Origin of the sequence: Streptomyces sp. NBC_00306 (assembly GCF_036169555.1) — a bacterium.
GTDB lineage: Bacteria > Actinomycetota > Actinomycetes > Streptomycetales > Streptomycetaceae > Streptomyces > Streptomyces achmelvichensis.
Window position 1 is genome coordinate 1,959,548 of sequence record NZ_CP108032.1, and the last position, 25,808, is coordinate 1,985,355.

Genomic DNA, 25,808 nt, shown 5'->3' on the forward strand with positions numbered 1-25,808 from the left:
TCATTGGCTGTGTCGTTGACGGCCGGGCACGCAGCACGGCGCCTGCTCCATGTCCGGTCGGGGACAGAGCAGGCGCCGTGTTCGTTTCCGTACGCCGTTGTACGGGACGTCTTTCGGCCGGTGGGTCAGACCATCAGCGAGCGGTCCGTCGGCTTGATCGGGGCGTGCAGGTCGCTCGCCCCGCCGAGGAAGCGGTCCACACCGCGGGCCGCCGAGCGGCCTTCGGCGATCGCCCAGACGATCAGGGACTGGCCGCGGCCCGCGTCACCGGCGACGTACACGCCGTTGACGTTGGTGGCGAAGTCGGCGTCGCGCGCGACGTTGCCGCGCTCGTCCAGTTCGAGCCCGAACTGCTGGACCAGACCGTTCTCCTGGTCGGTGCCGGTGAAGCCCATGGCCAGGGTGACCAGCTGCGCCGGGATCTTCCGCTCGGTGCCGGGCTTCTGCTCCAGCTTGCCGTCCTTGAACTCCACCTCGGCGAGGTGGAGGAACTGGACGTTGCCGTCCTCGTCGCCCTCGAAGTGGGTGGTGGAGACGGAGTAGACCCGCTCGCCGCCCTCCTCGTGCGCGGAGGTGACCTTGTAGAGCATCGGGAACGTCGGCCAGGGCTGGCCGGCGCTGCGCTCCTCGCCCGGGCGGGGCATGATCTCCAGCTGGGTGACCGAGGCCGCGCCCTGGCGGTGGGCGGTGCCCACGCAGTCGGCACCGGTGTCGCCGCCGCCGATGACGACGACATGCTTGCCCTCGGCGGTGATCGGCGGGGCGACGAAGTCGCCCTCCTGCACCTTGTTGGCGAGCGGCAGGTACTCCATGGCGAAGTGGATGCCGTTCAGCTCACGGCCCGGCACGGGCAGGTCGCGGGAGACGGTGGCACCGGCCGCGATGACCACGGCGTCGTACCGCCGGCGCAGCTTCGCCGCGTCGATGTCCCGGCCGATCTCGATCTCGGTGCGGAACTTGGTGCCCTCCGCGCGCATCTGCTCGATACGGCGGTTGATGTGCACCTTCTCCATCTTGAACTCGGGGATGCCGTACCGGAGGAGTCCCCCGATGCGGTCCGCGCGCTCGTAGACGGCGACCGTGTGGCCGGCGCGGGTCAGCTGCTGGGCGGCGGCGAGGCCCGCCGGGCCTGAGCCGATGACCGCGACGGTCTTGCCGGACAGACGCTCCGGCGGCTGCGGGGTGACGTCGCCGGAGTCCCAGGCCTTGTCGATGATCGAGACTTCGACGTTCTTGATGGTGACGGCGGGCTGGTTGATACCGAGCACGCAGGCGGACTCGCAGGGCGCCGGGCACAGCCGTCCGGTGAACTCCGGGAAGTTGTTGGTCGCGTGCAGCCGCTCGGAGGCGGCCGACCAGTCCTCGCGGTACGCGTAGTCGTTCCACTCGGGGATGAGGTTCCCGAGCGGACAGCCGTTGTGGCAGAACGGGATGCCGCAGTCCATGCAGCGGCCGGCCTGCTTGCTGATGATCGGCAGCAGGGAGCCGGGGACGTAGACCTCGTTCCAGTCCTTGACGCGCTCGGCCACGGGGCGGGTCTCGGCGACCTCGCGCCCGGTGGTCAGGAAGCCCTTGGGGTCAGCCATTGATCGCCGCCTCCATCATCTTCTCGGTGGTCTCCTGCTCGGAGAGACCGGCGAGCTCAGCGGCGTCCTTGGCGGCGAGCACTGCCTTGTAGGTGGTCGGGATGATCTTGCTGAACCGGTCCACGTTCGCGGACCAGTCGGCGAGAAGCTTCTCGGCGACGGTGGAGGCCGTCTCCTCCTGGTGGCGGCGCACGACGTCGTGCAGCCACTCCTTGTCCGTGTCCGACAGCGGCTCGACCGCCTCGAGGTTCCCGGAGTTGACGTTGTCCGGGTCGAGGTCGATCACGTACGCGATACCGCCCGACATGCCGGCCGCGAAGTTGCGCCCGGTCTCGCCGAGCACCACCGCGTGGCCACCGGTCATGTACTCGCAGCCGTGGTCGCCCACGCCCTCCGAGACGACCGTGGCGCCGGAGTTGCGGACGCAGAACCGCTCGCCGGTGCGGCCGCGCAGGAACAGCTCGCCGCCGGTCGCGCCGTAGGCGATGGTGTTGCCCGCGATGGTCGAGTACTCGGCCAGGTGGTCGGCGCCCCGGTCCGGGCGGACGACGACGCGGCCGCCGGAGAGGCCCTTGCCCACGTAGTCGTTGGCGTCGCCCTCCAGCCGCAGCGTGACGCCGCGCGGGACGAACGCGCCGAAGGACTGGCCGGCCGAGCCGGTGAAGGTGATGTCGATGGTGTCGTCGGGCAGGCCCGCGCCGCCGAACTTCCGCGTCACCTCGTGGCCGAGCATCGTGCCCACGGTCCGGTTGATGTTGCGGATGGCGACCTGTGCGCGGACCGGCTGGGCGGCCTCTGCCGAATCGGCGTTCAGCGCGTCGGCGGCGAGCTTGATCAGCTCGTTGTCGAGCGCCTTCTCCAGACCGTGGTCCTGGGTGATCAGCGCGTGGCGCACCGCGCCGTCCGGCAGCTCGGGCACGTGGAACAGGGGTGCGAGGTCCAGGCCCTGTGCCTTCCAGTGGTTCACGGCGCGCTCGGTGTCGAGGAGTTCGGCGTGGCCGACGGCCTCCTCGACGGAGCGGAAGCCCATCTCCGCGAGGATCTCGCGCACCTCTTCGGCGATGAACTGGAAGTAGTTGACGACGTACTCGGCCTTGCCGGAGAAGCGCTCCCGCAGCACCGGGTTCTGGGTGGCGATACCGACCGGGCAGGTGTCGAGGTGGCAGACCCGCATCATGATGCAGCCGGAGACGACGAGCGGCGCGGTCGCGAAACCGAACTCCTCGGCGCCCAGCAGCGCGGCGATGACGACGTCACGGCCGGTCTTCAGCTGGCCGTCGGTCTGCACGACGATACGGTCGCGCAGCCCGTTGAGCAGCAGCGTCTGCTGGGTCTCGGCGAGACCGAGCTCCCAGGGGCCGCCCGCGTGCTTGAGCGAGGTCAGCGGGGAGGCACCGGTGCCGCCGTCGTGGCCGGAGATGAGCACGACGTCCGCGTGGGCCTTGGAGACACCCGCGGCGACCGTGCCGACACCGACCTCGGAGACCAGCTTCACGTGAATCCGCGCCTGCGGGTTCGCGTTCTTCAGGTCGTGGATCAGCTGGGCCAGGTCCTCGATCGAGTAGATGTCGTGGTGCGGCGGCGGGGAGATCAGACCGACGCCCGGGGTCGAGTGCCGGGTCTTGGCGACCCAGGGGTAGACCTTGTGGCCGGGCAGCTGGCCGCCCTCGCCGGGCTTGGCGCCCTGCGCCATCTTGATCTGGATGTCGTCGGCGTTGACCAGGTACTCGCTGGTGACACCGAAGCGGCCGGAGGCGACCTGCTTGATGGCGGACCGGCGGGTGGGGTCGTACAGCCGGTCGGCGTCCTCGCCGCCCTCACCGGTGTTGGACTTGCCGCCGAGCTGGTTCATGGCGATGGCGAGGGTCTCGTGCGCCTCGCGCGAGATGGAGCCGTAGGACATCGCGCCGGTGGAGAACCGCTTCACGATCTCGCTGACCGGCTCGACCTCGTCGATGGAGATCGACGGCCGGTCGGACTTGAAGCCGAACAGGCCGCGCAGCGTCATGAGCCGCTCGGACTGCTCGTTCACCCGGTCCGTGTACTTCTTGAAGATGTCGTAGCGGCGGTTGCGCGTGGAGTGCTGGAGCCGGAACACCGTCTCCGGGTCGAAGAGGTGCGGCTCGCCCTCACGGCGCCACTGGTACTCACCGCCTATGTCCAGCGCACGGTGCGAGGCGGAGATGCCGGAGGCCGGGTACGCCTTGGCGTGCCGGGCGGCGACCTCCTTGGCGACGATGTCGAGACCCGCTCCGCCGATCTTGGTGGCGGTGCCGTTGAAGTACTTCTCGACGAACGCCTCGTCCAGGCCGACGGCCTCGAAGACCTGGGCACCGCGGTAGGAGGCGACGGTCGAGATGCCCATCTTGGACATCACCTTGAGCACGCCCTTGCCGAGGGCGTAGATGAGGTTGCGGATGGCCTGCTCGGGCTCCAGGCCCTCGATGAAGGTGCCGGCCCGGACGATGTCCTCGACCGACTCCATCGCCAGGTAGGGGTTGACGGCTGCCGCGCCGTAGCCGATCAGCAGCGCGATGTGGTGCACCTCGCGCACGTCACCGGCCTCGACCAGCAGTCCCACCTGGGTGCGCTGCTTGGTACGGATGAGGTGGTGGTGCACGGCGGAGGTGAGCAGCAGCGACGGGATGGGCGCGTGCTCGGCGTCCGAGTGCCGGTCGGACAGGACGATCAGACGGGCGCCGTCCTCGATGGCGGCGTCGGTCTCGGCGCAGATGTCCTCGATCCGGGCCGCGAGGGCGTCGCCGCCGCCGCTGACGCGGTAGAGGCCGGAGAGCGTGGCCGCCTTCATGCCGGGCATGTCGCCGTCGGCATTGATGTGGATGAGCTTGGCCAGCTCGTCGTTGTCGATCACCGGGAAGGGCAGCGTGACGCTGCGACAGGACGCGGCGGTCGGCTCCAGCAGGTTGCCGGCCGGGCCCAGCGAGGAGCGCAGCGAGGTGACGAGCTCCTCGCGGATGGCGTCCAGCGGCGGGTTGGTGACCTGCGCGAACAGCTGGGTGAAGTAGTCGAAGAGCAGCCGGGGGCGCTCGGACAGGGCCGCGATCGGCGAGTCCGTACCCATGGAGCCGAGCGGCTCGCCGCCCGTCCTGGCCATGGGCGCGAGGATGATGCGCAGCTCTTCCTCGGTGTAGCCGAAGGTCTGCTGGCGGCGGGTGACCGAGGCGTGGGTGTGGACGATGTGCTCGCGCTCGGGGAGGTCCTCGAGCTCGATCTCACCGGCCTCCAGCCACTCCTGGTACGGCAGCTCGGCGGCGAGACCGGCCTTGATCTCGTCGTCCTCGATGATGCGGTGCTCGGCGGTGTCGACGAGGAACATCCGGCCGGGCTGGAGGCGGCCCTTGCGGACGACCTTCGCAGGATCGATGTCGAGGACGCCGACCTCGGAGGAGAGGACGACGAGTCCGTCGTCCGTCACCCAGTAGCGGCCGGGGCGCAGACCGTTGCGGTCGAGCACGGCGCCGACCTGGGTGCCGTCGGTGAAGGTGACGCAGGCGGGTCCGTCCCAGGGCTCCATCATCGTGGAGTGGTACTGGTAGAACGCGCGCCGGGCGGGGTCCATGGAGTCGTGGTTCTCCCACGCCTCGGGGACCATCATCAGCACGGAGTGCGGCAGCGACCGCCCGCCGAGGTGGAGCAGCTCCAGCACCTCGTCGAAGGACGCGGAGTCGGAGGCGTCCGGGGTGCAGACGGGGAAGATCCGGTCCAGCTGCTCGGCGCCGAAGAGGTCGCTCGCGAGCTGGGACTCACGGGCACGCATCCAGTTGCGGTTGCCCTTGACCGTGTTGATCTCGCCGTTGTGCGCGACGAAGCGGTACGGGTGGGCGAGCGGCCAGCTCGGGAAGGTGTTCGTGGAGAACCGCGAGTGGACGAGCGCGACGGCCGTGGCGAGGCGCCGGTCGGACAGGTCCGGGAAGAAAGGTTCCAGCTGGCCTGTGGTCAGCATGCCCTTGTAGACGATCGTGCGCGCGGAGAGCGACGGGAAGTAGACGCCGGCCTCGCGCTCGGCGCGCTTGCGCAGGACGAAGGCCTTGCGGTCCAGCGCGATGCCCGTGCAGGCACCCTCGCCCTCGGCCGCGTCGGCGACGAAGAGCTGCCGGAAGGCGGGCATGGTGGCGCGGGCGCCGTTGCCGAGCAGATCCGGGGTGACCGGGACGTCACGCCAGCCGAGGACCTTCAGACCCTCTTCGGCGGCGATCGTCTCGATACGTGAGACGGCCTGGGCGTCATCATCGGCCGGGAGGAAGGCGATACCGACGGCGTACGAACCCGCTTCGGGGAGTTCGAATCCGCTGACCTCACGCAGGAAGGCATCGGGAACCTGGAGCAGGATGCCCGCACCGTCACCCGAGTCGGGCTCGGAGCCGGTGGCACCACGGTGCTCGAGGTTGCGCAGTACGGTCAGCGCCTGCTCCACCAGCTCATGGCTGGCCACACCGGTGAGGGTGGCCACGAACCCGACGCCGCACGCGTCGTGTTCGTTACGGGGGTCGTACATCCCCTGGGGGGCGGGGCGACCGTCCATGGGCGACCAGGCGTCGGAACGCATCGGCTCTCCCGTCGTCGTCGTGGCATATGCAAGTACCGAGGGACGACGTTGGCCCTCCGCGAAATTTCGTGCAGGTTACATGATGGAATGGTTCTCGAAAAGTGGATAGCGCATTCCAGCATGCGGACACCGCGCGTAGCGGTCGAGGTGGGTCGCCGTCGGACAGATCGGTATCCGCAGGACCATCGCAGAGCAGGCTTCGTTGCCCGCAGCGCTTTCGGCTCATGCCCGGTGGTTAAGGACTCGAAACCGCCGAGTTACGGCTACTTATGTAGCGCCTTGCATAGTGTCTCACCGGAAGCGGAATCCGCGGTGGGGATGTGCGTCACAGCGAGATGTCTTCCCGGTGGTGTGGGATACCCACCCTGACACGTCCCGACCCGGATCGACAGGATACAAATCGGTCACGGCAGGTCATTCGGGGCGGCGGGGCGGTCGCGGGCGGGAGAGCCGAGGCAGAGCCGGGAGGGCCCGGCGGGGCGGGAGAGCGAGAACAGCCCTCGCGCAGGGCAGGGCGGGCCCGGGGCGCGGGGCGGGCACCACCCCGCCGGAGACGGGCCGAGGCCGGGCACCACCCCGCCGGAGACGGGCTAGACCGCGGCACCGAACAGCGAGCCCAGGCCGTAGGTGAGCGCCGCCGCGGCCCCGCCGAGCGCCAGCTGCCGCAGGCCGCTGAACCACCAGCCGCGTGCCGTCACGCGGGAGACGACCGCGCCGCAGGCGAAGAGGCCCACCAGCGCCAGCAGGACCGCCGGCCACAGCGCCGTCGCGCCGAGCAGATAGGGCAGCACCGGCAGCAGGGCACCCAGCGCGAACGATCCGAAGGACGAGACGGCGGCGACCGTCGGCGACGGCAGATCGTCCGGGTCGATGCCGAGTTCCTCGCGGGCGTGGATCTCCAGCGCCTGCTCCGGGTCCTTCGACAGCTGCATCGCGACCTCACGGGCGAGTGCGGGCTGGACGCCACGGGCGACATAGAGCGCCGCCAGCTCCTCCATCTCGTCCACCGGGTGCTTGCGCAGTTCGCGCCGCTCGACGTCCAGCTCGGCCTGGACGAGCTCGCGCTGGGAGGCGACGGAGGTGTACTCGCCGGCGGCCATCGAGAACGCTCCCGCCGCCAGCCCGGCGAGCCCGGTGATGACGATGGTCTGCTGCGAGACGGCACCGCCCGCGACACCGGTCATCAGCGCGAGGTTCGAGACCAGTCCGTCCATCGCACCGAAGACCGCGGGGCGCAGCCAGCCGCCGTTGACATCACGGTGGGTGTGGTTGTCGCGATGCGCCTCGTGCAGCGTCGCGGCGTTTTCGATGATGGACACAACTCTCCCCTTCAACCTTCTCAGCAGCGGAAACAGCGGGTCCGCTCCCCCTTCGACACTGTCGAACATACGCATCATGTAAGGGGCGCGCCAGCAAGGCAGGCCGTACTTACCTGGGGGTGCGGGATGGCGGTTCGGGTGACAGAGGCGTTTCTCAGACTCGTCCCGGGCCGCGTGTGGCACAGATGCAGGAACCGCCGGTGCACGCGAAAGGGGCCCGCCCCGTGGAGTTGGTTGCATGCGATCCCGCTGATCCCTCCGAGCGCGCGCCCGGTACGGCTCCCGCCGCGCCGGCCGTCCCCGCCTCCGTGCTGCGGGAGCGGGCCCGCGGCGCACTGCTCGGTCTGGCGGTGGGCGACGCGCTGGGCGCGCCCGCGGAGAACATGCGGCCCTCGGAGATCCGCGCCCGGTGGGGCCGTATCGAAGGCTTCGTGAACGACGACCCCGCGGGCACGGACGACACCGAGTACGCGATCTTCTCCGGGCTGCTGCTGGCGCGGCACGGCTCGGCCCTGACCGTCACCCATGTCGAGACCGCGTGGCACCACTGGATCGCCGATCTGGACGAGGGTCCCTTCCGGGGAGCGGGGTTCAGCGAGCGCGGCACCCTGGAGAACCTGCGGCGCGGGCTCGCCGCCCCGATCTCCGCGCAGCACCGGCACGCCTGGAGCGACGGTCTCGCGATGCGGGCGGCACCCTTCGGGGTCTTCGCCGCGGGGCTGCCGGCCGAAGCGGCCCGGCTCGTGGCGATCGACGGCTCGGTCAGCCACGACGGCGAGGGCATCTACGGCGGGCAGGCCGTGGCCGCGGGGGTCGCGGCGGCGATGACCGGCGCGGGCCCCGCCGGGGTGATCGGCGCCGCGCTCTCGGTGATCCCGATGGACTCCTGGACGGCACGATCCCTGCGCCGCGCGGTGGTGACGGCCCAGCGCAGCCAGGGTGACCCCCTGGCCACGGAACGCGCGGTGCGCTCGGCGGTGGTGATCGGCGGCTACCCGTGGACGGACCTGGCCCCGGAGGCGGTGGGCCTGGCCTTCGGCGCGTTCGCGGCGGCCCGCGGGGACTTCCGCGCCTCGGTGCTGACGGCGGTCAACATGGGCCGCGACGCCGACACGACCGCGGCGGTGGCGGGGGCACTGGCGGGAGCGGTCTCGGGCGCGGCGGCCATCCCCACCGCCTGGGCCTCGGCCATCGGCCCGGTACGGGGCAGCTGTCTCCCGTCGATGAAGGGCCACCACGTACTGGAGATCGCGGACCTCCTCACCCCCGACGACCCGCAGGCGGCGTGATGACACTGACTCCACCGACGAACGACGCGTCGATCCCCGACCGCGATCCGGCCGCTGCACCGGCGACCCCGCCGGCTCTGCCCCCGGTGGGCGGGACGGTGCTGCCGGCCCATCCGGCCGGCGGGCACGGGTCGCGGCCCGCACAGGCCGCGGCACCGGAGGCGGCGGCCACGACCTTCGGTATGGCCGTGCTCGAACATCCGGCCGCGCCGGACACCGGCACGGCCACCGATCCGTATCTGCTCGCCCTCGCGGACGCGCCGGTACCGGCCGCACCCGCGTCGTCCGGCGGCACCGCCGTACTCGACCGCCCGGCCGACACACGTCCTCCGCAGGGTCTGTGGACCGGCGCCACCACGACGGGCGACACCGGCACCCCCACGCCGGGCGGCCGCGACCCCGGTCCGCCCGGCGGGGACAGCGAGCGAGCGCCCGCACCGCACCGGACACGCCGCGTCCCCGTCCGGCCGGTCGAAGGGCTCCTCCTCGGGCTCGCCGCGGGTGACGCGGCCGGTTGGCCCGCGGCGCGGCACCGGGCCGCGCGGATGCCCGAGTGGACCAGGCGGCTCACCCGCGAGCTCGACACCTTCGCCGAGCAGAACTCGACCACCACGCTCCCCGTGCCCATCGCCCTCAACCAGCCCCCCGAGCCCCTTCGTCTCGGTCCGTCCGACGACGCCGAGTGGGCCGCCTTCGCCGCCGAGACCGTGCTCATCGGCTCGGGGCACCTCTTCGCCGGGCTGGCTCCCGGACGCCGGATGCGCGCGGCCGTCGACCTCGCCTGGAACTCCCTCGCCGGCGAGGTGGCGGCCGCCGCCGACCGCGCCCCCGAGGTGGAGTCCGCCGTGCTGCCCCTGCGTGCCCGGATCTCCGTACGCGCGGGACTCGGCAACCTCGCCACCGGGCTGCGCCCGCCCGCCACCGGTCACGACAACCCGCACTACTTCGACGACGCCGCGTGTGTACGCGCCGCCGTCCTCGCGGTGGTCCACCCGGGCGATCCGGCGGCGGCCGCCGAGCTCGCCGAGTTCGACGCCCGCTACACCCAGGACGGCGACGGGGTGCACGGCGCCCGTGCCATGGCGGCGGCCATCGCCGTCGCACTCGGCGGCGGCGGGGTCGACGACTGTGTGGACGCCGCGCTCGCGGAACTCCCCGAGGCCACCGAGATCGGCCGCAACGCGCGCCACGCGGTCAAGCTCGCCCGTGACGCGGACGCCGCCTTCGACCTCGTACCGCTGCTGGAGCACCAGATCGTGGACCACGTCTACAGCTACGGCGTCGCCGCGGCCGAGACCGTGCCCGTCGCTCTCGCCGTCGCGACGGCGGCCCGCGGCCGGGTCGCCGAGGCGGTACCCGCCGCGGCCTGCCTGTCGCGGGTGGCCGACTCCGCCCCCGCGCTGGCCGGCGCGCTGACCGGTGCGCTCGGCGGGGGCGACGCCGTGCCGGCCAGTTGGCGGGACGCCTGCCGGACCCTCGCGGGCTGCGCCCTCCCCCGTCTCGCGGGCACCGATCTGGTGGAACTCGCCGGGCTGCTCGCAGACACGGAACTGACGGCCCCGGGTGGACAATTCCGACATGACGACGACACTCGCGACGCTCACACTCGATGACCGGATCACCGGCAGCCTGATCGGCGCGGCCGTGGGCGACGCGCTCGGCGGCCCGGTCGAGGGGTACACGCCCGAGCAGATCACCGAACGGCACGGCGGCCGTGTCCACGGCATCGTCGGCCCCTGGAACGGCGACGACTGGCGCACCGCCCGTCCGATCGCGCCGTACCACAAGGGCGACGGCCACGTCACCGACGACACCCTCATGACGCACGCCCTGATCCGGGTCTACGGCACGGTCCGCGACCATCTCGACGCCTACGCCGTGGCCGACCACCTGGTGCCGGACCTGCTCTCCACTCCCCGCTGGATCCCCGAGCTGGAGGCGGAGGCGCTCCCCCTCCAACGGATCTTCCTCGCCGAGAAGTGGCTCGTGGCCCGCATCCACTACGGGCACCTCGACCCCCGCGAGGCGGGCAGCGGCAACATCGTCAACTGCGGTGCGGCGATGTACATGGCACCGGTGGGACTGGTCAACGCGGCCAACCCCGCCGCGGCCTACGCCGAGGCGCTCGACATCGCGGGGGCGCACCAGTCCTCGTACGGACGGGAGGCGGCGGGCGTCTTCGCGGCGGCGGTCGCCGCCGCGTGTCTTCCCGGGGCGACCCCCACGTCCGTCGTCGACGCGGCCCTGGCACTGGCGAAGGACGGCACCCGCTCGGCCATCGAGGCGGTGGCCGAAGTCGCCGCGCGGCACACGGACTTCGAGTCGGCGCTGGCGCCGCTGCGTACGGCGGTCGCTCCCTTCGACACGGTCGGTCCGGACTACCGGGCGCCGTCCCTCGCCGCTCGCCGTCCCTCCCGGCTGCACTCCATCGAGGAACTCCCCGTCGCCCTCGGCATGCTGCTGGTCGGCGATGGCGACTACCGCCGTACGGTGCTGGGCTCGGTGAACTACGGCCGCGACTGCGACTCGATCGCCACGATGTCCGGCGCGATCGCGGGCGCTCTCGGTGGCACCGCGGCGGTACCCCACGACTGGGCCAAGACGGTCGCCGAGGCCAGCCGCCTCGATCTGCATGCGCCCGCCCGGGAGCTGACCGCGGTCACCCGGGAGGTCTTCGCCCGCGACACGCGGCGCCGCCGGGCCCACGAGTCGGCGTTCGCCGCCCTGACGGACGCCCGATGAGCGACGCCCTCCGACTGACCTGGGTGCAGCCGGAGGATCTGCTCGGCCACGAGCTGCGCCAGGCGGCCGAGGACGGCCGTGACGCGGGAGAGGTCACCGCCGCCTGGCTCGCGGCGGGCGGCTCCCCCGCGCCGCCCGCGGCCGGTGCCTCCGTCGTCCCGGCCTCCCCCGAACTGCGCACCCTGGCACTCCGGCTGCTGGACGAGCTGTCCTCGGTCCCCAGCCCGCTGGCCGCACAGGAGCCGACCGGCCTCGCGGCCATCAAGGCGGCATGCCCCAACTGGCCGACGGGCCCCGGGGACCCGCTGCCCACCAAGGCGCGGGAGGCGCGCGCCTCCCGCACGACAGGTACGACAGGTACGACAGGTACGACAGGTACGACAGGGCCCGACTCCCGGCCTGCCGCACCGGACGACGCTGCCGCCTCGCTGCCCGACACCCCCGCCGCTGTGCGCGACCCGCGGCTCCCGGACCGGCTCCACGCGGCCTGGCTCGGCCGCGCGGCCGGCTGTCTGCTGGGCAAGCCGGTCGAGAAGCTCCCCCTCCACGCGATCCGTGCCATCGCCCGAGCCACCGGCAACTGGCCTCTCCACACCTGGTTCACCGCCAAGGGCCTGCCGGCCGAACTCGCCCGTGCCCACCCCTGGAACCGCCGTTCCGCCACCACCTCACTGGCCGAGAACATCGACGGCATGCCCGAGGACGACGACCTCAACTACCCCCTGCTGAATCTGCTCCTGCTCCAGCGGTACGGCCGCCGCTTCACCACCGCGGACGTCGGCCGGCTCTGGCTCGACGAACTCCCCGCGGGCCGCACCTTCACCGCGGAACGCATCGCCTACCGCAACCTCCTCTCCGGACTCGAACCCCCACTCACCGCCTGCCACCACAACCCCTTCCGGGAGTGGATCGGCGCCGCCATCCGTGCCGATGTGCACGGCTGGACACACCCCGGCGATCCCGGGGCCGCCGCCGAACAGGCACATCGCGACGCCACGCTCACCCACACCGCGAGCGGCGTCCACGGCGCGATGTTCGTCGCGGCGGCCGTCGCGACCGCCGCCGACGGCGCCGGTGATGTGCACCGTGCGCTCGCCGCCGGGCTGACCGTCGTACCGCCCGCCTCCCGGCTGGCCCACGCCGTCCGCCTCGGTATCGACACCGCCCGCGCCGAACCCGACTTCGCTTCGGTCGTGGACCGGCTCCACACCGCCTACGGCCAGTACCACTGGGTCCACGTGCTGCCCAACGCCGCCCTGCTCGCCGCCGCGCTGACCCATGCGGACGGCGACTTCGGCGGCTCCATCTGCCGTGCTGTCTCCGGAGGTTGGGACACGGACTCCAACGGAGCCACCGCCGGTTCGATCGCCGGTCTCCTCGCCGGCCGGCCCGGTGAACTGCCCGACCGGTGGACCGCCCCGCTCAAGAACCGGCTCTCCACCTCCGTCGCCGGCTTCGACGGGACGGGCTTCGACGCCCTCGCCCACCTCACGCACCAGGAGGCACTCCGCCCATGACCGGCATCGTGGTGCTCGGCAGCACCAACATGGACCTCGTCGCCTATGTCGCCCACGCACCGAAACGCGGAGAGACCGTCACCGGGCGGGAGTTCCGGACGATCCCCGGCGGCAAGGGCGCCAACCAGGCCGTCGCGGCCGCCCGTGCCGGTGGCGACGTCGCGATGATCGGTGCGGTCGGCTCGGACGACTTCGGCGCGGCCTTGCGGCAGACGCTCGTCGCCTCCGGCGTCGACGTCGATCTGCTGCGCACCTCCGAAGGCCCCTCGGGCACCGCCCATATCGTCGTCGACGACGAAGGCGGCAACGCCATCGTCGTCATCCCCGGCGCCAACGGCACGCTCACCGCCCTCGCCCCCGGCGACGAAGCCCTCATCGCCACCGCCGACGCCCTGCTCCTCCAGCTCGAACTCCCGCTCAGCGCCGTGCTGGAGGGCGCCGAGGCCGCACGCCGGCACGGGGTGCGCACCGTGCTCACCCCCGCCCCCGCCCAGCCGCTGCCTCCCGAACTCCTCGCCGCGACCGACCTGCTGGTGCCGAACGAGCACGAGGCGGCCACCCTCACCGGCGTCGCCGACCCGCGCGCCGTGGCAGAAGCGCTGCTGCGCCAGGTCCCCGAGGTGGTGATCACGCTCGGCTCGGCCGGCTGCCTCCACGCAAGCCGCCACTCGCCCCCGCTCGTCGTCCCCGCCCCCGTGGTCACCGCCCTGGACACCACGGCGGCCGGCGACACCTTCGTCGGCGCCCTCGCCGTCGCCCTCGGCGAGGGAAAGCCCGTCGAGCAGGCCCTCACCTGGGCGTCCGCCGCCGCGGCGCTGTGCGTCCAGCGCGCGGGCGCCTCGACCTCCATGCCGTACCGCTCCGAGATCGACGAGGCCTCATGACACCATCGCCCGCACCCTCCCCGATGCCCCTTCAGGGGCTGCGCGTTCTCGATCTGGCCACCCTCTTCGCCGGCCCGCTCGCCGCCACCATGCTCGGTGACTTCGGCGCGGAGGTGATCAAGGTCGAGCACCCCACCCGGCCCGACCCCTCCCGCGGCCACGGCGCCGCCAGAAACGGCGTGGGCCTGTGGTGGAAACTGCTCGGCCGCAACAAGCGCACCATCACACTGGATCTGTCCACCTCCGGCGGCCGCGAGACCCTGCTGCGCCTCGCCGCCACCGCGGATGTGATCGTCGAGAACTTCCGTCCCGGCACCCTGGAGAAGTGGCAGCTCGGCTGGGAGGAACTCAGCGCGGTCAATCCCCGTCTCGTCCTCACCCGCGTCACCGGCTTCGGCCAGTTCGGTCCCTACTCCCACCGGCCCGGATTCGGCACCCTCGCCGAAGCGATGAGCGGTTTCGCCTCCATCACCGGTGAGGCCGACGGCCCGCCCACGCTCCCTCCGTTCGGTCTCGCCGATTCCATCGCCGCCCTGGCCACCTCCTATGCCGTGATGACCGCGCTCACCGCCCGTCAGACCACGGGCCGCGGCCAGGTCGTCGACATGGCGATCATCGAGCCGATCCTGACCGTCCTCGGCCCCCAGCCGCTCTGGTACGACCAGGTCGGCTACGTCCAGACGCGGACCGGCAACCGCTCCGGCAACAACGCGCCCCGCAACACCTATCGCACCGCCGACGGCCACTGGGTGGCCGTCTCCACCTCGGCCCAGTCCATCGCCGAGCGCGTCATGACCCTGGTCGGCCGCCCCGATCTGATCGACGAGCCGTGGTTCACCACCGGAAGCGGCCGCGCCGAGCACGCCGACATCCTCGACGACGCGGTCGGCGGCTGGATCGCCGAGCGCAGCCGGACCGAGACCATGGAAGCCTTCGAGAAGGCCGAGGCCGCCATCGCGCCGATCTACGACATCCGCGATGTCATGGAGGATCCGCAGTACCAGGCGCTGGACACCATCACCGAGGTCCCCGACCCGGAACTCGGTCCGCTCCGGATGCAGAACGTCCTCTTCCGCCTCTCGGAGACGCCCGGCTCCATCCGCTGGGCCGGCCGCCCGCACGGCGCCGACACGGACGCGGTCCTCACCGAACTCGGCCTGACCGGGGCCGATATCAGCGCACTCCGCACCCAGGGCGCCCTATGACCCCGCTCACCTATCTCTACGCCCCCGGCGACCACCCCGACGTCGTGCTGAAAGCTCTCGGCTCCGGCGCCGATGTCGTGATCATCGACCTCGAGGACGCGGTCCCCTCCGACCGCAAGAACTACGCCCTGGCCGCCACGGCCGAACTCCTGGCTCTCCCCCAGCCCCTGCCTGTCCATGTCCGCATCAACTCCCCCCAGGACATCGAGACCCTGACCGGTCTCCCCGGCCTCTGTGCTCTGCGTGTTCCCAAGGTCGCACACGGCACTGACATCCGCCGGATCGCGGACCGCGCACCCGGTGTCCCCCTCCACCCGCTGCTGGAATCCGCCGTCGCGATCGAGCACGCCTACGACATCGCCGCCGCCCATCCGGCCGTCCGAGGCATCTCGCTCGGGGAGGCGGACCTCCGCGCCGACCTCGGCGTACGGGACGGCGCCTCGCTCGACTGGCCCCGCTCGCGCATCGTGGTCGCCGCCCGCGCTGCCGGTCTCCCGCCCCCGTCGCAGTCCGTCTTCCCGGACATCCGGGACCTGGACGCGCTCTACGCCTCCTGCACACACGGCCGTGCGCTCGGCTTCCTCGGCCGGGCGGCCATCCATCCCCGCCAGCTCCCCGTCATCGAGCGGGCCTTCCTGCCCACCCCCGAGGAGATCGAGGCGGCGGAGGAGGTCGTCAAGGCGGCCGCCGGGGACGCGGGGGCACTGGCCCTGCCGGACGGCCGATTCGTGGACGCCGCGATCGTGGCGGCCGCCGAGCGCACGCTGTCCATCGCCCGCCGGGAGACGTTCTGACGCCCTGCCCCTCTGACGCCCCGACACCGGCGACAGCCTTCCGGCATACGACGAGGCCGCCGGGACCCGATCGGTCCCGGCGGCCTCGTCGTATGTCGCTGCGGTCAGCCCTTCTTGGCCGACCCCGCATCCGCGTCGGCGTCCCTGACGGTGTCCCCGGCGTCCGCCGAGTCCTCCGGGGTCGACTCGTCGCCCGGCTCCTTGTTCTCGACGGCCTTCTCGTCGGCCGCGTCCGCGCCGTCCGTGCCCGGCTTCGAGCGGTCCGGCTCGACGATCTCCTCGCGTCCCGGCCGCACCCGCGCCGAGATCACGATGTACGCCACCGCCAGGGCGAAGACGATGATCGCGGTCCACACGTTCAGCCGCAGGCCCAGGACGTGGTGCGCCTCGTCGACGCGCATGTACTCGATCCAGGCGCGGCCCGCGCAGTACGCGGCGACGTAGAGCGCGAACGCCCGCCCGTGACCGAGCTTGAAGCGCCGGTCGGCCCAGATGACCAGCAGCGCGACACCGATGCACCACAGGGACTCGTACAGGAACGTCGGGTGGTACAGACCCGCCTCGCGGTTCGCGCCCTCCGTGATCTTGAGGGCCCAGGGCAGATCGGTCGGCTTGCCGTACAGCTCCTGGTTGAACCAGTTGCCCCAGCGGCCGATCGCCTGCGCGATGGCGATGGCCGGCGCGAGGGCGTCCGCCCAGGCCGGCAGCGGGATCCCGCGACGGCGGCAGCCGATCCAGGCGCCGACCGCGCCCAGCGCGATCGCGCCCCAGATACCGAGGCCGCCCTCCCAGATCTTGAAGGCGTCGACCCAGTTCTCACCGTCGCTGAAGTACAGCTGGTAGTCGGTGATCACATGGTAGAGCCGGCCGCCGACCAGGCCGAAGGGCACCGCCCAGACGGCGATGTCGGCCACGGTGCCGGCTTTGCCGCCTCGGGCGATCCAGCGCTTGTTGCCGTACCAGACGGCCACGAAGACACCGATGATGATGCAGAAGGCGTAGCCGCGCAGCGGGAGCGGTCCGAGATGGATCACTCCGGTCGACGGACTGGGAATGTAGGCAAGTTCCATGGCAGACCCGACGCTACCCTGCCGGGTGGGAGACACGGCAACCCACCCGGCAACGTCCTGATAACGAGCGGCGTGCCGCGGCGCGGCCCCGCCGGGCGGTCAGGACGACGGGCTGGGCGCCGGCGCGGACTGCTGGGTGCCCGGCTTCTTGCCCTTGTTCGCCTCGGTGACCCACTTCTTCAGGTTGGCCGGGGAGATCTGCTCGCTGCCCTTGGCCGGGAAGACCGACTCGCCGTTGAGCAGGACGGTGGGCGTCCCGCGGAAGCCGCCGTTCTGGAAGGCCGTGTTGGACTTGGCGACCCAGCTGTCGTGCTTGCCGTCCTCGACACAGCTGCGGAACCCGGGGGTGTCCAGCCCTTCGACCTTGCCCGCGAGCTCGATCAGCCGGTCGTTGTTGCCGAAGGCGTCGTCCGGCTCCGGCGGCTGGTTCTGGAAGAGCACGTCGTGGTACGGGGCGAAGTCGCCGACATCCTGGGCGCAGGCTGCGGCATTGGCCGCACGCAGGGACCCGCTGCCGCCCATGTTGCCGTCGATGATGGTGGCGAGGTGGTACTCGACCTTGATCTGACCGGCCGCGACCAGCTCGTGGATCGTGTCACGGAAGAGGTTCTCGAACTGCGCGCAGACCGGGCAGCGGAAGTCCTCCCAGATCGTGAGCGTGGAGGGCGCGTCGTCCGCTCCCACCGGGATCGCCAGCCGGTCCTTGCCCTGCACGCCGGCGGGCGCGAGGAGCGGGCCGGCCTGGGAGCCGCTGTCCTTCTTCGTGCCGGAGTTGGCAGCGATCACTCCGACGACGGCCGCGAGGCCCAGCACGGCCACCACCGCCGCCGACACGATCAGCACCCGGCGGCGCTTCTCACGTGCCTTGTGCTGCTCACGTTCCTGCTGGAGCCGCTCGCGCGCGGTCCTCTTCCGGTCCTGGTTCTTCTCACTCACATCCCGCAAACGAACCGGGGAGGCACGTGAGCGCCTCCCCGGTCCAGATCCACTCGTACGAGCGAGCCGTACGAGAGGGATGACTCCGGCTACCCGCCCTGCCCGTCCCTGCGCACGCCCCTGGCCAGCTCCGCTGCCAGCTCGCGGACGGCCGCGAGGCCGGCGGCGGTGTCGGGGGCGTCGAGGATCCGTTTCACGAAGGCGGACCCGACGATCACCCCGTCGGCGAACGCGGCGACCTCGGCGGCCTGCTGTGCGTCGGAGACGCCGAGGCCCACGCAGACCGGCAGTTCGGTGGTGGCCCGGGTGCGGCTCACCAGGTCCTGGGCCTGTGCGCCGACCGACGCGCGGGTGCCCGTGACCCCCATCAGCGAGGCCGCGTACACAAAGCCGGACCCTGCTTCGGTGATCCGCGCGATCCGGGCGTCCTTGCTGCTCGGAGCGACGACAAAGACGGTGGCGAGAGCGTGCTTCTCGGCGTGTTCGCGCCACAGGCCGGACTCCTCGACCGGCAGGTCGGGCAGGATGCAGCCCGCGCCGCCGGCCTCGGCGAGCTCGGCGGTGAAGCGCTCGACGCCGTAGCGGTCGATCGGGTTCCAGTACGTCATCACCAGGACCGGCTTGCCGGTCGCCGCGTGCGCCTCGCGGACCGTGCGCATCACATCGGCGATCTTGACGCCGCCGCGCAGGGCGATGTCGTCGGCGGTCTGGATGACCGGTCCGTCGAGGACGGGATCGCTGTGCGGCAGCCCCACCTCGACGACGTCCGCGCCGCCGTCCAGGACGGCCTTCACGGCCTCGATACCGCCGTCGACGGTCGGGAAGCCGGCCGGGAGGTAGGCGATGAGCGCGGCACGCCCCTCGTCCATGGCCCGCGCCAGGGTGTCGCTCAACAGCTGGATGTTGCCGCTCACTTCGCGTCCCCCTTGATCTCGCCCTCGCCGTTCTCGGCGGCTGTGTCCGCCTCGACCACGGCGTCCGCCTCACGGTCGTAGAGCCCGAAGTAGCGGGCGGCGGTGTCCATGTCCTTGTCGCCGCGTCCGGACAGATTGACGACGATCAGGCCGTCCTTGCCGAGCTCCCGGCCGAGGTCCAGCGCACCGGCCAGCGCGTGCGCCGACTCGATCGCCGGAATGATGCCCTCGGTGCGGGACAACAGCCGCAGCGACTGCATCGCGGCGTCGTCGGTGACCGCGCGGTACTCGCCGCGCCCGCTGTCCTTGAGGTACGCGTGCTCGGGACCGATGCCCGGGTAGTCCAGTCCGGCCGAGATCGAGTACGGCTCGGTGATCTGGCCCTCCTCGTCCTGGAGGACGTAGCTGCGCGAGCCGTGCAGGATGCCGGGCTCGCCCGCGGTCAGGGTGGCCGCGTGCTCGCCGGACTCGATGCCGTGCCCGGCGGGCTCACAGCCCACGAGGCGCACCCCGGCGTCCGGGATGAAGGCGTGGAACAGCCCGATCGCGTTGGAACCGCCGCCGACGCAGGCGACGGCCGCGTCCGGCAGACGGCCTGCGCGCTCCAGGATCTGGCGCCTGGCCTCCACGCCGATGACGCGGTGGAAGTCGCGCACCATGGCCGGGAAGGGATGGGGGCCCGCGACCGTGCCGAAGAGGTAGTGGGTGTGGTCGACATTGGCGACCCAGTCGCGGAACGCCTCGTTGATGGCGTCCTTCAGGGTCCTGCTGCCGGACTTCACCGGGATGACCTCGGCGCCCAGCATTCGCATCCGGGCGACGTTGAGCGCCTGGCGCTCGGTGTCGATCTCGCCCATGTAGACGGTGCATTCGAGGCCGAACAGGGCGCACGCGGTCGCGGTGGCGACGCCGTGCTGGCCGGCCCCGGTCTCGGCGATGACGCGCGTCTTGCCCATGCGCTTGGTGAGCAGCGCCTGGCCCAGCACGTTGTTGATCTTGTGGGAACCGGTGTGGTTCAGGTCCTCCCGCTTGAGGAAGATCCGCGCACCGCCGGCGTGCTCGGCGAACCGGGGCACCTCGGTCAGCGCGCTGGGGCGGCCCGTGTAGTTGACCATCAGGTCGTTGAGCTCGGCCGCGAACGCCGGGTCCGTCTTGGCCTTGTCGTACTCGACGGCGACCTCGTCGACGGCGGCGACGAGGGCCTCGGGGATGAACTTGCCGCCGAAGGCGCCGAAGTAGCCCTGGGCGCTGGGGACCTGACCCTCGGGGTCCGGGATGAAGAAGTCAGAAGACATCCGACGTACTCCTCAGAAGGGGCTGCCGCCCCTGAAGTCTGGGTGTGCAAGGGGACACGTTATGCGCGCGCGCCGCTGTGTCCGGGGTTCCGCACCGGACCGACGCGCCGCAACCGGCGGTGCGAGGTCAGGACGCAGGGGCCCGTCCGGCGATCGAGGACACCGCGAGAGCCGTGACCCGGGGCTTCACCCCGGGAAACCGGCACCGTCGGACGTCAGTCGCGCGCGCCGGCCCCGCGCCATCGCATCCCGTTGACCTGGCCCGGCTCCGAGCCGATGACGTACCGCACGCGCCTGCCGTGCACCCGGCGTGCGGGGGCGCGGCAGCCGCGGGGCTTGCAGCCCCGGGCCAGACGGGCGTACGGGTCACGGGCCGCGGCGAGCGCCGCCCGTGCCGCGCGCACGGCCGCCGTCGACGTCGCGGGACGCGTGGGCGTCCGGTGCGGCGCGGCGGTGGTGCGGGTGGTGGTCATGGCGGGTGTCAGTTCCTGCCGTGCCGCAGCGCCGGGTGGGCGCCCGCGGCGACGAGGTCGGCGACGGCCGCCTTCGGGTCCCGGCCGGTGACCAGGGACTCTCCGACCAGTACGGCGTCGGCACCCGCGTTGGCGTAGGCGATCAGGTCGTGCGGACCGCGCACACCGGACTCGGCGACCTTGACGATGTGGGACGGAATCTCGGGGGCGAGCCGTTCGAAGGTGCCCCGGTCGACCTTGAGCGTCTTCAGATCGCGGGCGTTGACCCCGATGATCTTCGCGCCGGCGTCCACCGCGCGCTCGACCTCGTCCTCGTCGTGCACCTCGACCAGCGGCGTGAGCCCGATCGACTCGGCGCGCTCGATGAGGGAGACCAGGGCCTCCTGCTCCAGAGCGGCGACGATCAGCAGGATGACGTCGGCGCCGTAGGCGCGGGCCTCCCACAGCTGGTACGCCGTGACGATGAAGTCCTTGCGCAGCAGAGGTACGTCGACCCGGGCACGGACGGCCTCCAGATCGGCGAGCGAGCCGCCGAAGCGGCGCTCCTCGGTCAGGACGGAGATGAGGGCGGCGCCCCCGGCCTCGTAGTCCGCGGCGAGCGCGGCGGGGTCGGCGATCGCGGCCAGCGCGCCCTTGGAGGGGCTGGAGCGCTTCACCTCGCAGATCACCTGGACGCCCTCGCCGCGCAGTGCGGCGACCCCGTCCTTGGCGGCGGGAGCCTTGGCGGCGCGCTCCTTGAGCTCGTCGAGGCTGACGCGCGCCTGCCGCTCTGCGAGGTCGGCGCGTACGCCTTCGATGATCTCGTCGAGCACACTCACGCGAGCGGCCCCCTTCCGGGACGGTGATGGTTCAGGATCAGCCATGTCGATGGTATCCGCAGGAGGCCCCCGGCCTCGCATCCGGTTGACGCCTGTCCCACTACCTGGGACTTCGGCGGCTCCCCGGCACCGGCCGGGCGGCCCCTCACGGGGCCAGCGCAGAGCCGAACGGCAGGTTCCGCACCACGCTGAAGACCAGCAGTACGGCGCCCAGCGACCACCACCACACGGGGGCGACGGCGATCCGCATCGGCACACCGCGGACGGCGCGAATCAGCCACAGGGCCATCACCACGGCGAAGACGCCGTAGCCGACGACGGCCACGGCGTTGGCCCCGAAGGCCGCCGCCAGATCGCCGTGGGCGAAGGCGTGGGCGCTGCGCAGACCACCGCAGCCCGGACAGAGGATCCCGGTGAGCCGCAGGAGCGGACAGACCGGGTAGTGACCTGGTTCGTTGGGGTCGACCGCGCCGACGTAGGCGAAGGCGGCGGCGACTCCCGCGAGGGAGGCCACGGGGGCGGCGAGACGTCGCGCGAGCGGGGCTGGCCCGGGAGCGCGAGCGGGTGTCGCGGGAGAAGGCATGGCGTCCACCCCGTGATTGTCTCCGTCGGAACGCAAGGGCGCAGCCCGGCCCCGGCCGGTCTGCGCCCTTGTGTCGTGAGGTCCTGGCGGTGTCAGGCGGAGGTCTGCGCCGAGGCGGGCTGCGCGGGGGCGGTGGCCGCCTGCGCACGGGCCCGCTCCGCGGCGGCCTTCTCGGCCTTCGGCATACCGAGACCGGCGGCCCTCATCGCGAGGCCGACCAGACCGCCGGCGACGACGACGCCCATGCCGGCCCAGAAGCCGAGCGGGTTGGCCGCGACCATGAAGACTCCGGCGATGCAGAAGCCGATGAAAGCGATGATGACACCGGTCCAGGCGGCCGGGGTGTGTCCGTGGGCGCTGCCCGCCATGAGTTGCTCCTCGTTGCCGTTGCTCTGTGGTGAGCTGTTGCTCGATGGTGAGCCGGTAGCTCACCCGCCATTGTCCCGTACGCCGTGTCGTGCCCTGTGCCAGGGGTGGCGGTCACGTCTCGGCCCCGGGAGGTCATGTCCCGCGGGTCGGGTCCTCGCCGCGGTCCAGTGCCTTCCAGAGGTCCTCGGGGCGGTCGGGGTCGACGACCGGCGCCTTGCGGGGCCTCGGGGTGCCGTCCCGCTCGTAGCGGCCCGACATGGCGGGCCACTGCCTGCCGTAACGGAGCGCGAGCAGTCCGGCGAGCAGGATCAGCAGACCGCCGGCCGCGGTCACATAGGGCCAGGCGGTATGGGTGAGTGCGCCGACCGTGGCGGCGGTGTCGCCGGTGGTCTTCGCCGCCTTCTCGTCCAGGGCCGCGCTGTCGGACGCGCCCAGGAAGGCGGTGACGGCCGCACCGGCGCCGCTGAGGGCGAGCAGCGCTGCCACCAGGAACCGGCCGGCCCTGCGGACGGCGAAGACCGCGACCAGCGCGGCCAGACCGACGATGGCGAGGGCGGTGGGCACTCCGGTGACGTCGCTGCCGTCGGCGTCGAGCGGCACACTGCCGCCACCGACGGCCGCCGTGCCCTCGGCCCAGATCTGGCCGGAGGCGAGCAGGACGACGGTGGCGCCGGCGGCGCCGAGAACAAGTGCTGCGCCGAGGCTGCGGCGGCTGCTGTCGGCGGACGCGGCGGATGCCGATTCGGCGCGGGGCTGGGGTACAGGTACAGCACTCACGACCCCTACTATCCCTTACCGCCCGGTGTGGCCGTTCAGCCGGTTGGCCGTATGGACGGCGCGAAGCACCGCGGCCGCCTTGTTGCGGCACTCGGTGTCCTCGGCGACCGGATCGGAGTCGGCCACGACACCCGCTCCGGCCTGCACGAATGCGGTTCCGTCGCGCAGCACGGCGGTACGGATGGCGATCGCGGTGTCCGAGTCGCCGGCGAAGTCGAGATAACCGACACATCCGCCGTAGAGCCCGCGCCGGGAGGGTTCGAGCTCGTCGATGATCTGCATCGCGCGGGGCTTCGGCGCTCCGGAGAGGGTGCCGGCGGGGAAGCAGGCGGTGAGCACGTCGAAGGCGGTACTGCCCGCGGCGACCCGGCCGGTCACGGTCGAGACGATGTGCATGACGTGGGAGTACCGCTCGATCGACATGAAGTCGACGACCTCGACGCTGCCCGGCTCGCAGACGCGGCCGAGGTCGTTGCGGCCGAGGTCGACGAGCATCAGGTGCTCGGCGCGCTCCTTGGGGTCGGCGAGCAGTTCGTCGCCGAGCGCCTGGTCCTCCTGCGGGGTCGCGCCGCGCGGCCGGGTGCCCGCGATGGGGTGGACCATGGCGTGCCCGTCCTCGACCTTGACCAGGGCCTCGGGGCTGGATCCGACGACGTCGAAGCCGTCGAAGCGGAAGAGGTACATGTACGGGCTCGGGTTGGTGGCCCGTAGCACCCGGTAGACGTCGAGGGCACTGGCCGCACAGGGGGTCTCGAACCGCTGCGAGGGGACGACCTGGAACGCCTCGCCGGCCCGGATCCGCTCCTTGATGTCCTCGACGGCGGCCTGGTAGTCGGGCCCGCCCCACGGGACGGTGAAGTCGGGGAGCTCGGAGGGCGGCAGTACGGCGGGGGCGGAGGCCAGCGGCCGCGCGAGGTCGGCCTCCATGGCGTCGAGCCGGGCGACGGCGTCCGTGTACGCCTCGTCGACACCGGTGTCGAGGTCATTGTGGTTGATCGCGTTGGCGATCAGCACGACGGTGCCGTCCCAGTGGTCGAGCACGGCGAGGTCCGAGGTGAGGAGCATCGTCAGCTCGGGGAGCTTCAGGTCGTCGCGCTCGCCCGGACCGATCTTCTCCAGCCTGCGGACGATGTCGTAGCCGAGGTAGCCGACCATGCCGCCGGTGAAGGGCGGCATGCCGGACGCCGGGTCACTCGTGTGGGTCCCTGCTACGTCGCCGGGGGTGGGGGGAGTGTGCAGGGTCTCGACGGTGGCGCGCAGGGCGGCGAGCGGGTCGCCGTCCGTGGGGACGCCGACGGGAGGGGTGCCGAGCCAGTGCGTGCGGCCGTCCCGCTCGGTGAGGGTGGCGGCGCTGCGGACCCCGACGAAGGAGTAGCGGGACCAGGACCGGCCGTTCTCGGCGGACTCCAGCAGGAAGGTGCCGGGGCGTTCGGCGGCCAGCTTGCGGTAGAGCCCGACCGGGGTGTCGCCGTCGACCAGGAGCCTGCGGCTGACGGGGATGACGCGGCGGTCGGCGGCCAGCTTCCGGAAGGTGTCGAGATCCATGGCGGCTGAGCCTACTTGCCGAGCTGGAGCACGTCGGCGTCGAAGCAGGTGCGGTCGCCGGTGTGGCAGGCGGCCCCGATCTGGTCGACCTTGACGAGGATGGCGTCGGCGTCGCAGTCCAGGGCGACGGACTTGACGTGCTGGACGTGGCCCGACGTGTCGCCCTTGACCCAGTACTCCTGGCGGCTGCGCGACCAGTAGGTGCACCGGCCGGTGGTCAGCGTGCGGTGGAGGGCTTCGTCGTCCATCCAGCCGAGCATCAGCACCTCACCGGTGTCGTACTGCTGGGCGATGGCCGGGAGGAGCCCGCCGGCGTCGCGCTTGAGGCGTTCGGCGACGGCGGGATCGAGGGAGCTGGCGGGGACACTGCTGGTCATACGCCCATTGTGCCGTGTTGCGGGCGCGCGCTGGACGGTATGTCCACTGGGCGGACCGTGTGCCGCCGCCGTAGGCTGGCGGACATGTCGACCCATGCGAAGCGTGAACGACTTCTGCTCGCCGATCTGTTGGAGGCGGCGGGCCCCGATGCCCCCACTCTGTGCGACGGCTGGACGACCCGGGATCTCGCGGCCCACGTGGTGGTGCGTGAGCGGCGGGCCGACGCGGCCGGCGGGATCATGATCCCGCTGCTCAGGAGCCGGCTCGACCGGGTGATGGCCGAGTTCACGGCCAGGCCGTACGACGAGCTGATCCGGCTGATCCGTACGGGACCGCCTCGGATGTCGCCGTACGGGATCAAACAGGTGGACGAGGCCGCGAACACCGTCGAGTTCTTCGTGCACGCCGAGGATGTGCGCCGGGCGCAGCCCGACTGGACCCCGCGCACGCTGGACCGGGTCTTCGAGGACGCGCTGTGGTCGCGGCTGGAGAAGGTGGCCCGGCTGCTGGGCCGCAAGGCCCCGGTGGGCCTGGTGCTGCGGCGGCCGGACGGTCAGACCGCGGTCGGTCATCGCGGCGCGCCGGTGGTCACGGTCACCGGTGAGCCGGGTGAGCTGACGGTCTTCGCCTTCGGCCGGCAGGACGCGGCGCAGGTGGAGCTGGAGGGCGACAAGGACGCGGTGGCCCGGCTGCGGGACATGGGCCAGCTCGGGATGTAGCGCGGTCCTCGGGTCCTCGAGTCGTCGG

At 72.0% G+C, this 25,808-nt stretch carries 22 protein-coding genes; 8 read left to right on the forward strand and 14 right to left on the reverse strand.

The window, feature by feature from the left end; all coding sequences use genetic code 11:
- Nucleotides 1–125: 125 nt before the first annotated feature.
- The 3 genes from OHA05_RS08800 to OHA05_RS08810 all read right to left on the reverse strand — a co-directional run bounded on the left by OHA05_RS08800 (nucleotide 126) and on the right by OHA05_RS08810 (nucleotide 7,472).
- Nucleotides 126–1,586 carry a glutamate synthase subunit beta gene (locus OHA05_RS08800; protein WP_313946929.1) on the reverse strand — a complete coding sequence of 487 codons (1,461 nt, stop codon included), beginning with the start codon at nucleotides 1,584–1,586 and terminating at the stop codon, nucleotides 126–128.
- On the reverse strand, nucleotides 1,579–6,153 hold the full coding sequence (gene gltB, locus OHA05_RS08805) for a glutamate synthase large subunit (RefSeq protein WP_313946928.1): 4,575 nt from the start codon (nucleotides 6,151–6,153) through the stop codon (nucleotides 1,579–1,581). Before gltB ends, OHA05_RS08800 begins: the two co-directional genes overlap by 8 nt.
- A gap of 590 nt (nucleotides 6,154–6,743) precedes the next feature.
- Entirely contained in the window at nucleotides 6,744–7,472 is a 729-nt protein-coding gene (locus OHA05_RS08810) for a VIT1/CCC1 transporter family protein (RefSeq protein ID WP_313946927.1), read from the reverse strand.
- Nucleotides 7,473–7,696: 224 nt separating this feature from the next.
- Between OHA05_RS08810 and OHA05_RS08815 the strand changes: the two genes are divergently transcribed.
- Genes OHA05_RS08815 through OHA05_RS08845 form a run of 7 tightly spaced genes read left to right on the forward strand, consistent with a single transcriptional unit; the run spans nucleotide 7,697 to nucleotide 15,903 of the window.
- Nucleotides 7,697–8,761 carry an ADP-ribosylglycohydrolase family protein gene (locus OHA05_RS08815; protein ID WP_391839356.1) on the forward strand — a complete coding sequence of 355 codons (1,065 nt, stop codon included), beginning with the start codon at nucleotides 7,697–7,699 and terminating at the stop codon, nucleotides 8,759–8,761.
- Nucleotides 8,761–10,374 carry an ADP-ribosylglycohydrolase family protein gene (locus tag OHA05_RS08820; protein ID WP_328860239.1) on the forward strand — a complete coding sequence of 538 codons (1,614 nt, stop codon included), beginning with the start codon at nucleotides 8,761–8,763 and terminating at the stop codon, nucleotides 10,372–10,374. The genes OHA05_RS08815 and OHA05_RS08820 overlap by 1 nt, the downstream gene beginning before the upstream one ends.
- Nucleotides 10,340–11,503, forward strand: a complete 1,164-nt coding sequence (locus tag OHA05_RS08825) for an ADP-ribosylglycohydrolase family protein (RefSeq protein WP_328860240.1) — start codon at nucleotides 10,340–10,342, stop codon at nucleotides 11,501–11,503. Before OHA05_RS08820 ends, OHA05_RS08825 begins: the two co-directional genes overlap by 35 nt.
- Nucleotides 11,500–13,020 carry an ADP-ribosylglycohydrolase family protein gene (locus OHA05_RS08830; RefSeq protein WP_328860241.1) on the forward strand — a complete coding sequence of 507 codons (1,521 nt, stop codon included), beginning with the start codon at nucleotides 11,500–11,502 and terminating at the stop codon, nucleotides 13,018–13,020. The genes OHA05_RS08825 and OHA05_RS08830 overlap by 4 nt, the downstream gene beginning before the upstream one ends.
- On the forward strand, nucleotides 13,017–13,904 hold the full coding sequence (gene rbsK / locus OHA05_RS08835; protein WP_328860242.1) for a ribokinase: 888 nt from the start codon (nucleotides 13,017–13,019) through the stop codon (nucleotides 13,902–13,904). Before OHA05_RS08830 ends, rbsK begins: the two co-directional genes overlap by 4 nt.
- Nucleotides 13,901–15,109, forward strand: coding sequence for a CaiB/BaiF CoA transferase family protein (locus tag OHA05_RS08840; RefSeq protein ID WP_328860243.1), 1,209 nt, complete (start codon nucleotides 13,901–13,903; stop codon nucleotides 15,107–15,109). Before rbsK ends, OHA05_RS08840 begins: the two co-directional genes overlap by 4 nt.
- Nucleotides 15,106–15,903, forward strand: coding sequence for an HpcH/HpaI aldolase/citrate lyase family protein (locus tag OHA05_RS08845; protein ID WP_313946921.1), 798 nt, complete (start codon nucleotides 15,106–15,108; stop codon nucleotides 15,901–15,903). Before OHA05_RS08840 ends, OHA05_RS08845 begins: the two co-directional genes overlap by 4 nt.
- Nucleotides 15,904–16,007: 104 nt before the next feature.
- Here OHA05_RS08845 and lgt read toward each other — a convergent pair whose 3' ends face one another.
- From lgt to hisI, 11 genes are all read right to left on the reverse strand, one after another.
- The gene (gene lgt, locus OHA05_RS08850) at nucleotides 16,008–16,973 is read right to left on the reverse strand and encodes a prolipoprotein diacylglyceryl transferase (protein ID WP_313946920.1); all 966 of its coding nucleotides are present in this window, start codon (nucleotides 16,971–16,973) and stop codon (nucleotides 16,008–16,010) included.
- Nucleotides 16,974–17,072: 99 nt separating this feature from the next.
- On the reverse strand, nucleotides 17,073–17,909 hold the full coding sequence (locus OHA05_RS08855) for a DsbA family protein (protein WP_313946919.1): 837 nt from the start codon (nucleotides 17,907–17,909) through the stop codon (nucleotides 17,073–17,075).
- A gap of 89 nt (nucleotides 17,910–17,998) precedes the next feature.
- On the reverse strand, nucleotides 17,999–18,823 hold the full coding sequence (gene trpA / locus OHA05_RS08860; RefSeq protein ID WP_328860244.1) for a tryptophan synthase subunit alpha: 825 nt from the start codon (nucleotides 18,821–18,823) through the stop codon (nucleotides 17,999–18,001).
- On the reverse strand, nucleotides 18,820–20,118 hold the full coding sequence (gene trpB / locus OHA05_RS08865; protein WP_328860245.1) for a tryptophan synthase subunit beta: 1,299 nt from the start codon (nucleotides 20,116–20,118) through the stop codon (nucleotides 18,820–18,822). The genes trpA and trpB overlap by 4 nt, the downstream gene beginning before the upstream one ends.
- 215 nt (nucleotides 20,119–20,333) lie before the next feature.
- Complete coding sequence (trpM, locus tag OHA05_RS08870; protein WP_328860246.1) at nucleotides 20,334–20,591, reverse strand: tryptophan biosynthesis modulator TrpM; 258 nt, start codon at nucleotides 20,589–20,591, stop codon at nucleotides 20,334–20,336.
- Between the two features lie 8 nt (nucleotides 20,592–20,599).
- Nucleotides 20,600–21,409, reverse strand: a complete 810-nt coding sequence (gene trpC, locus OHA05_RS08875; protein ID WP_313946916.1) for an indole-3-glycerol phosphate synthase TrpC — start codon at nucleotides 21,407–21,409, stop codon at nucleotides 20,600–20,602.
- Nucleotides 21,410–21,554: 145 nt separating this feature from the next.
- Nucleotides 21,555–21,992 carry a DUF2752 domain-containing protein gene (locus OHA05_RS08880; RefSeq protein ID WP_313946915.1) on the reverse strand — a complete coding sequence of 146 codons (438 nt, stop codon included), beginning with the start codon at nucleotides 21,990–21,992 and terminating at the stop codon, nucleotides 21,555–21,557.
- A 92-nt stretch (nucleotides 21,993–22,084) separates the two neighbouring features.
- Complete coding sequence (locus OHA05_RS08885; protein ID WP_313946914.1) at nucleotides 22,085–22,360, reverse strand: HGxxPAAW family protein; 276 nt, start codon at nucleotides 22,358–22,360, stop codon at nucleotides 22,085–22,087.
- A 133-nt stretch (nucleotides 22,361–22,493) separates the two neighbouring features.
- Nucleotides 22,494–23,138 carry a TIGR02234 family membrane protein gene (locus OHA05_RS08890; protein ID WP_313946913.1) on the reverse strand — a complete coding sequence of 215 codons (645 nt, stop codon included), beginning with the start codon at nucleotides 23,136–23,138 and terminating at the stop codon, nucleotides 22,494–22,496.
- A 15-nt stretch (nucleotides 23,139–23,153) separates the two neighbouring features.
- Complete coding sequence (locus OHA05_RS08895) at nucleotides 23,154–24,683, reverse strand: anthranilate synthase component I (protein WP_328860247.1); 1,530 nt, start codon at nucleotides 24,681–24,683, stop codon at nucleotides 23,154–23,156.
- Between the two features lie 11 nt (nucleotides 24,684–24,694).
- The gene (hisI, locus tag OHA05_RS08900) at nucleotides 24,695–25,060 is read right to left on the reverse strand and encodes a phosphoribosyl-AMP cyclohydrolase (protein ID WP_328860248.1); all 366 of its coding nucleotides are present in this window, start codon (nucleotides 25,058–25,060) and stop codon (nucleotides 24,695–24,697) included.
- 84 nt (nucleotides 25,061–25,144) lie between these two features.
- On the opposite strand from hisI, the gene OHA05_RS08905 reads away from it, so the two are divergent.
- Nucleotides 25,145–25,780 carry a TIGR03085 family metal-binding protein gene (locus tag OHA05_RS08905; RefSeq protein ID WP_328860249.1) on the forward strand — a complete coding sequence of 212 codons (636 nt, stop codon included), beginning with the start codon at nucleotides 25,145–25,147 and terminating at the stop codon, nucleotides 25,778–25,780.
- The last annotated feature ends 28 nt before the right edge of the window (nucleotides 25,781–25,808 follow it).

Excerpts from the sequence above, each read along its gene's own strand:
- rbsK (WP_328860242.1), top strand. The coding sequence starts at position 13,017 with ATGACCGGCATCGTGGTGCTCGGCAGCACCAACATGGACCTCGTCGCC.
- lgt (WP_313946920.1), bottom strand. The coding sequence starts at position 16,973 with ATGGAACTTGCCTACATTCCCAGTCCGTCGACCGGAGTGATCCATCTC.
- OHA05_RS08880 (WP_313946915.1), bottom strand. The coding sequence starts at position 21,992 with ATGCCTTCTCCCGCGACACCCGCTCGCGCTCCCGGGCCAGCCCCGCTC.
- gltB (WP_313946928.1), bottom strand. The coding sequence starts at position 6,153 with ATGCGTTCCGACGCCTGGTCGCCCATGGACGGTCGCCCCGCCCCCCAG.
- OHA05_RS08845 (WP_313946921.1), top strand. The coding sequence starts at position 15,106 with ATGACCCCGCTCACCTATCTCTACGCCCCCGGCGACCACCCCGACGTC.
- OHA05_RS08905 (WP_328860249.1), top strand. The coding sequence starts at position 25,145 with ATGTCGACCCATGCGAAGCGTGAACGACTTCTGCTCGCCGATCTGTTG.
- OHA05_RS08885 (WP_313946914.1), bottom strand. The coding sequence starts at position 22,360 with ATGGCGGGCAGCGCCCACGGACACACCCCGGCCGCCTGGACCGGTGTC.
- OHA05_RS08830 (WP_328860241.1), top strand. The coding sequence starts at position 11,500 with ATGAGCGACGCCCTCCGACTGACCTGGGTGCAGCCGGAGGATCTGCTC.
- trpB (WP_328860245.1), bottom strand. The coding sequence starts at position 20,118 with ATGTCTTCTGACTTCTTCATCCCGGACCCCGAGGGTCAGGTCCCCAGC.
- OHA05_RS08895 (WP_328860247.1), bottom strand. The coding sequence starts at position 24,683 with ATGGATCTCGACACCTTCCGGAAGCTGGCCGCCGACCGCCGCGTCATC.
- OHA05_RS08840 (WP_328860243.1), top strand. The coding sequence starts at position 13,901 with ATGACACCATCGCCCGCACCCTCCCCGATGCCCCTTCAGGGGCTGCGC.
- trpM (WP_328860246.1), bottom strand. The coding sequence starts at position 20,591 with ATGACCACCACCCGCACCACCGCCGCGCCGCACCGGACGCCCACGCGT.
- OHA05_RS08825 (WP_328860240.1), top strand. The coding sequence starts at position 10,340 with ATGACGACGACACTCGCGACGCTCACACTCGATGACCGGATCACCGGC.
- OHA05_RS08800 (WP_313946929.1), bottom strand. The coding sequence starts at position 1,586 with ATGGCTGACCCCAAGGGCTTCCTGACCACCGGGCGCGAGGTCGCCGAG.
- OHA05_RS08820 (WP_328860239.1), top strand. The coding sequence starts at position 8,761 with ATGACACTGACTCCACCGACGAACGACGCGTCGATCCCCGACCGCGAT.
- hisI (WP_328860248.1), bottom strand. The coding sequence starts at position 25,060 with ATGACCAGCAGTGTCCCCGCCAGCTCCCTCGATCCCGCCGTCGCCGAA.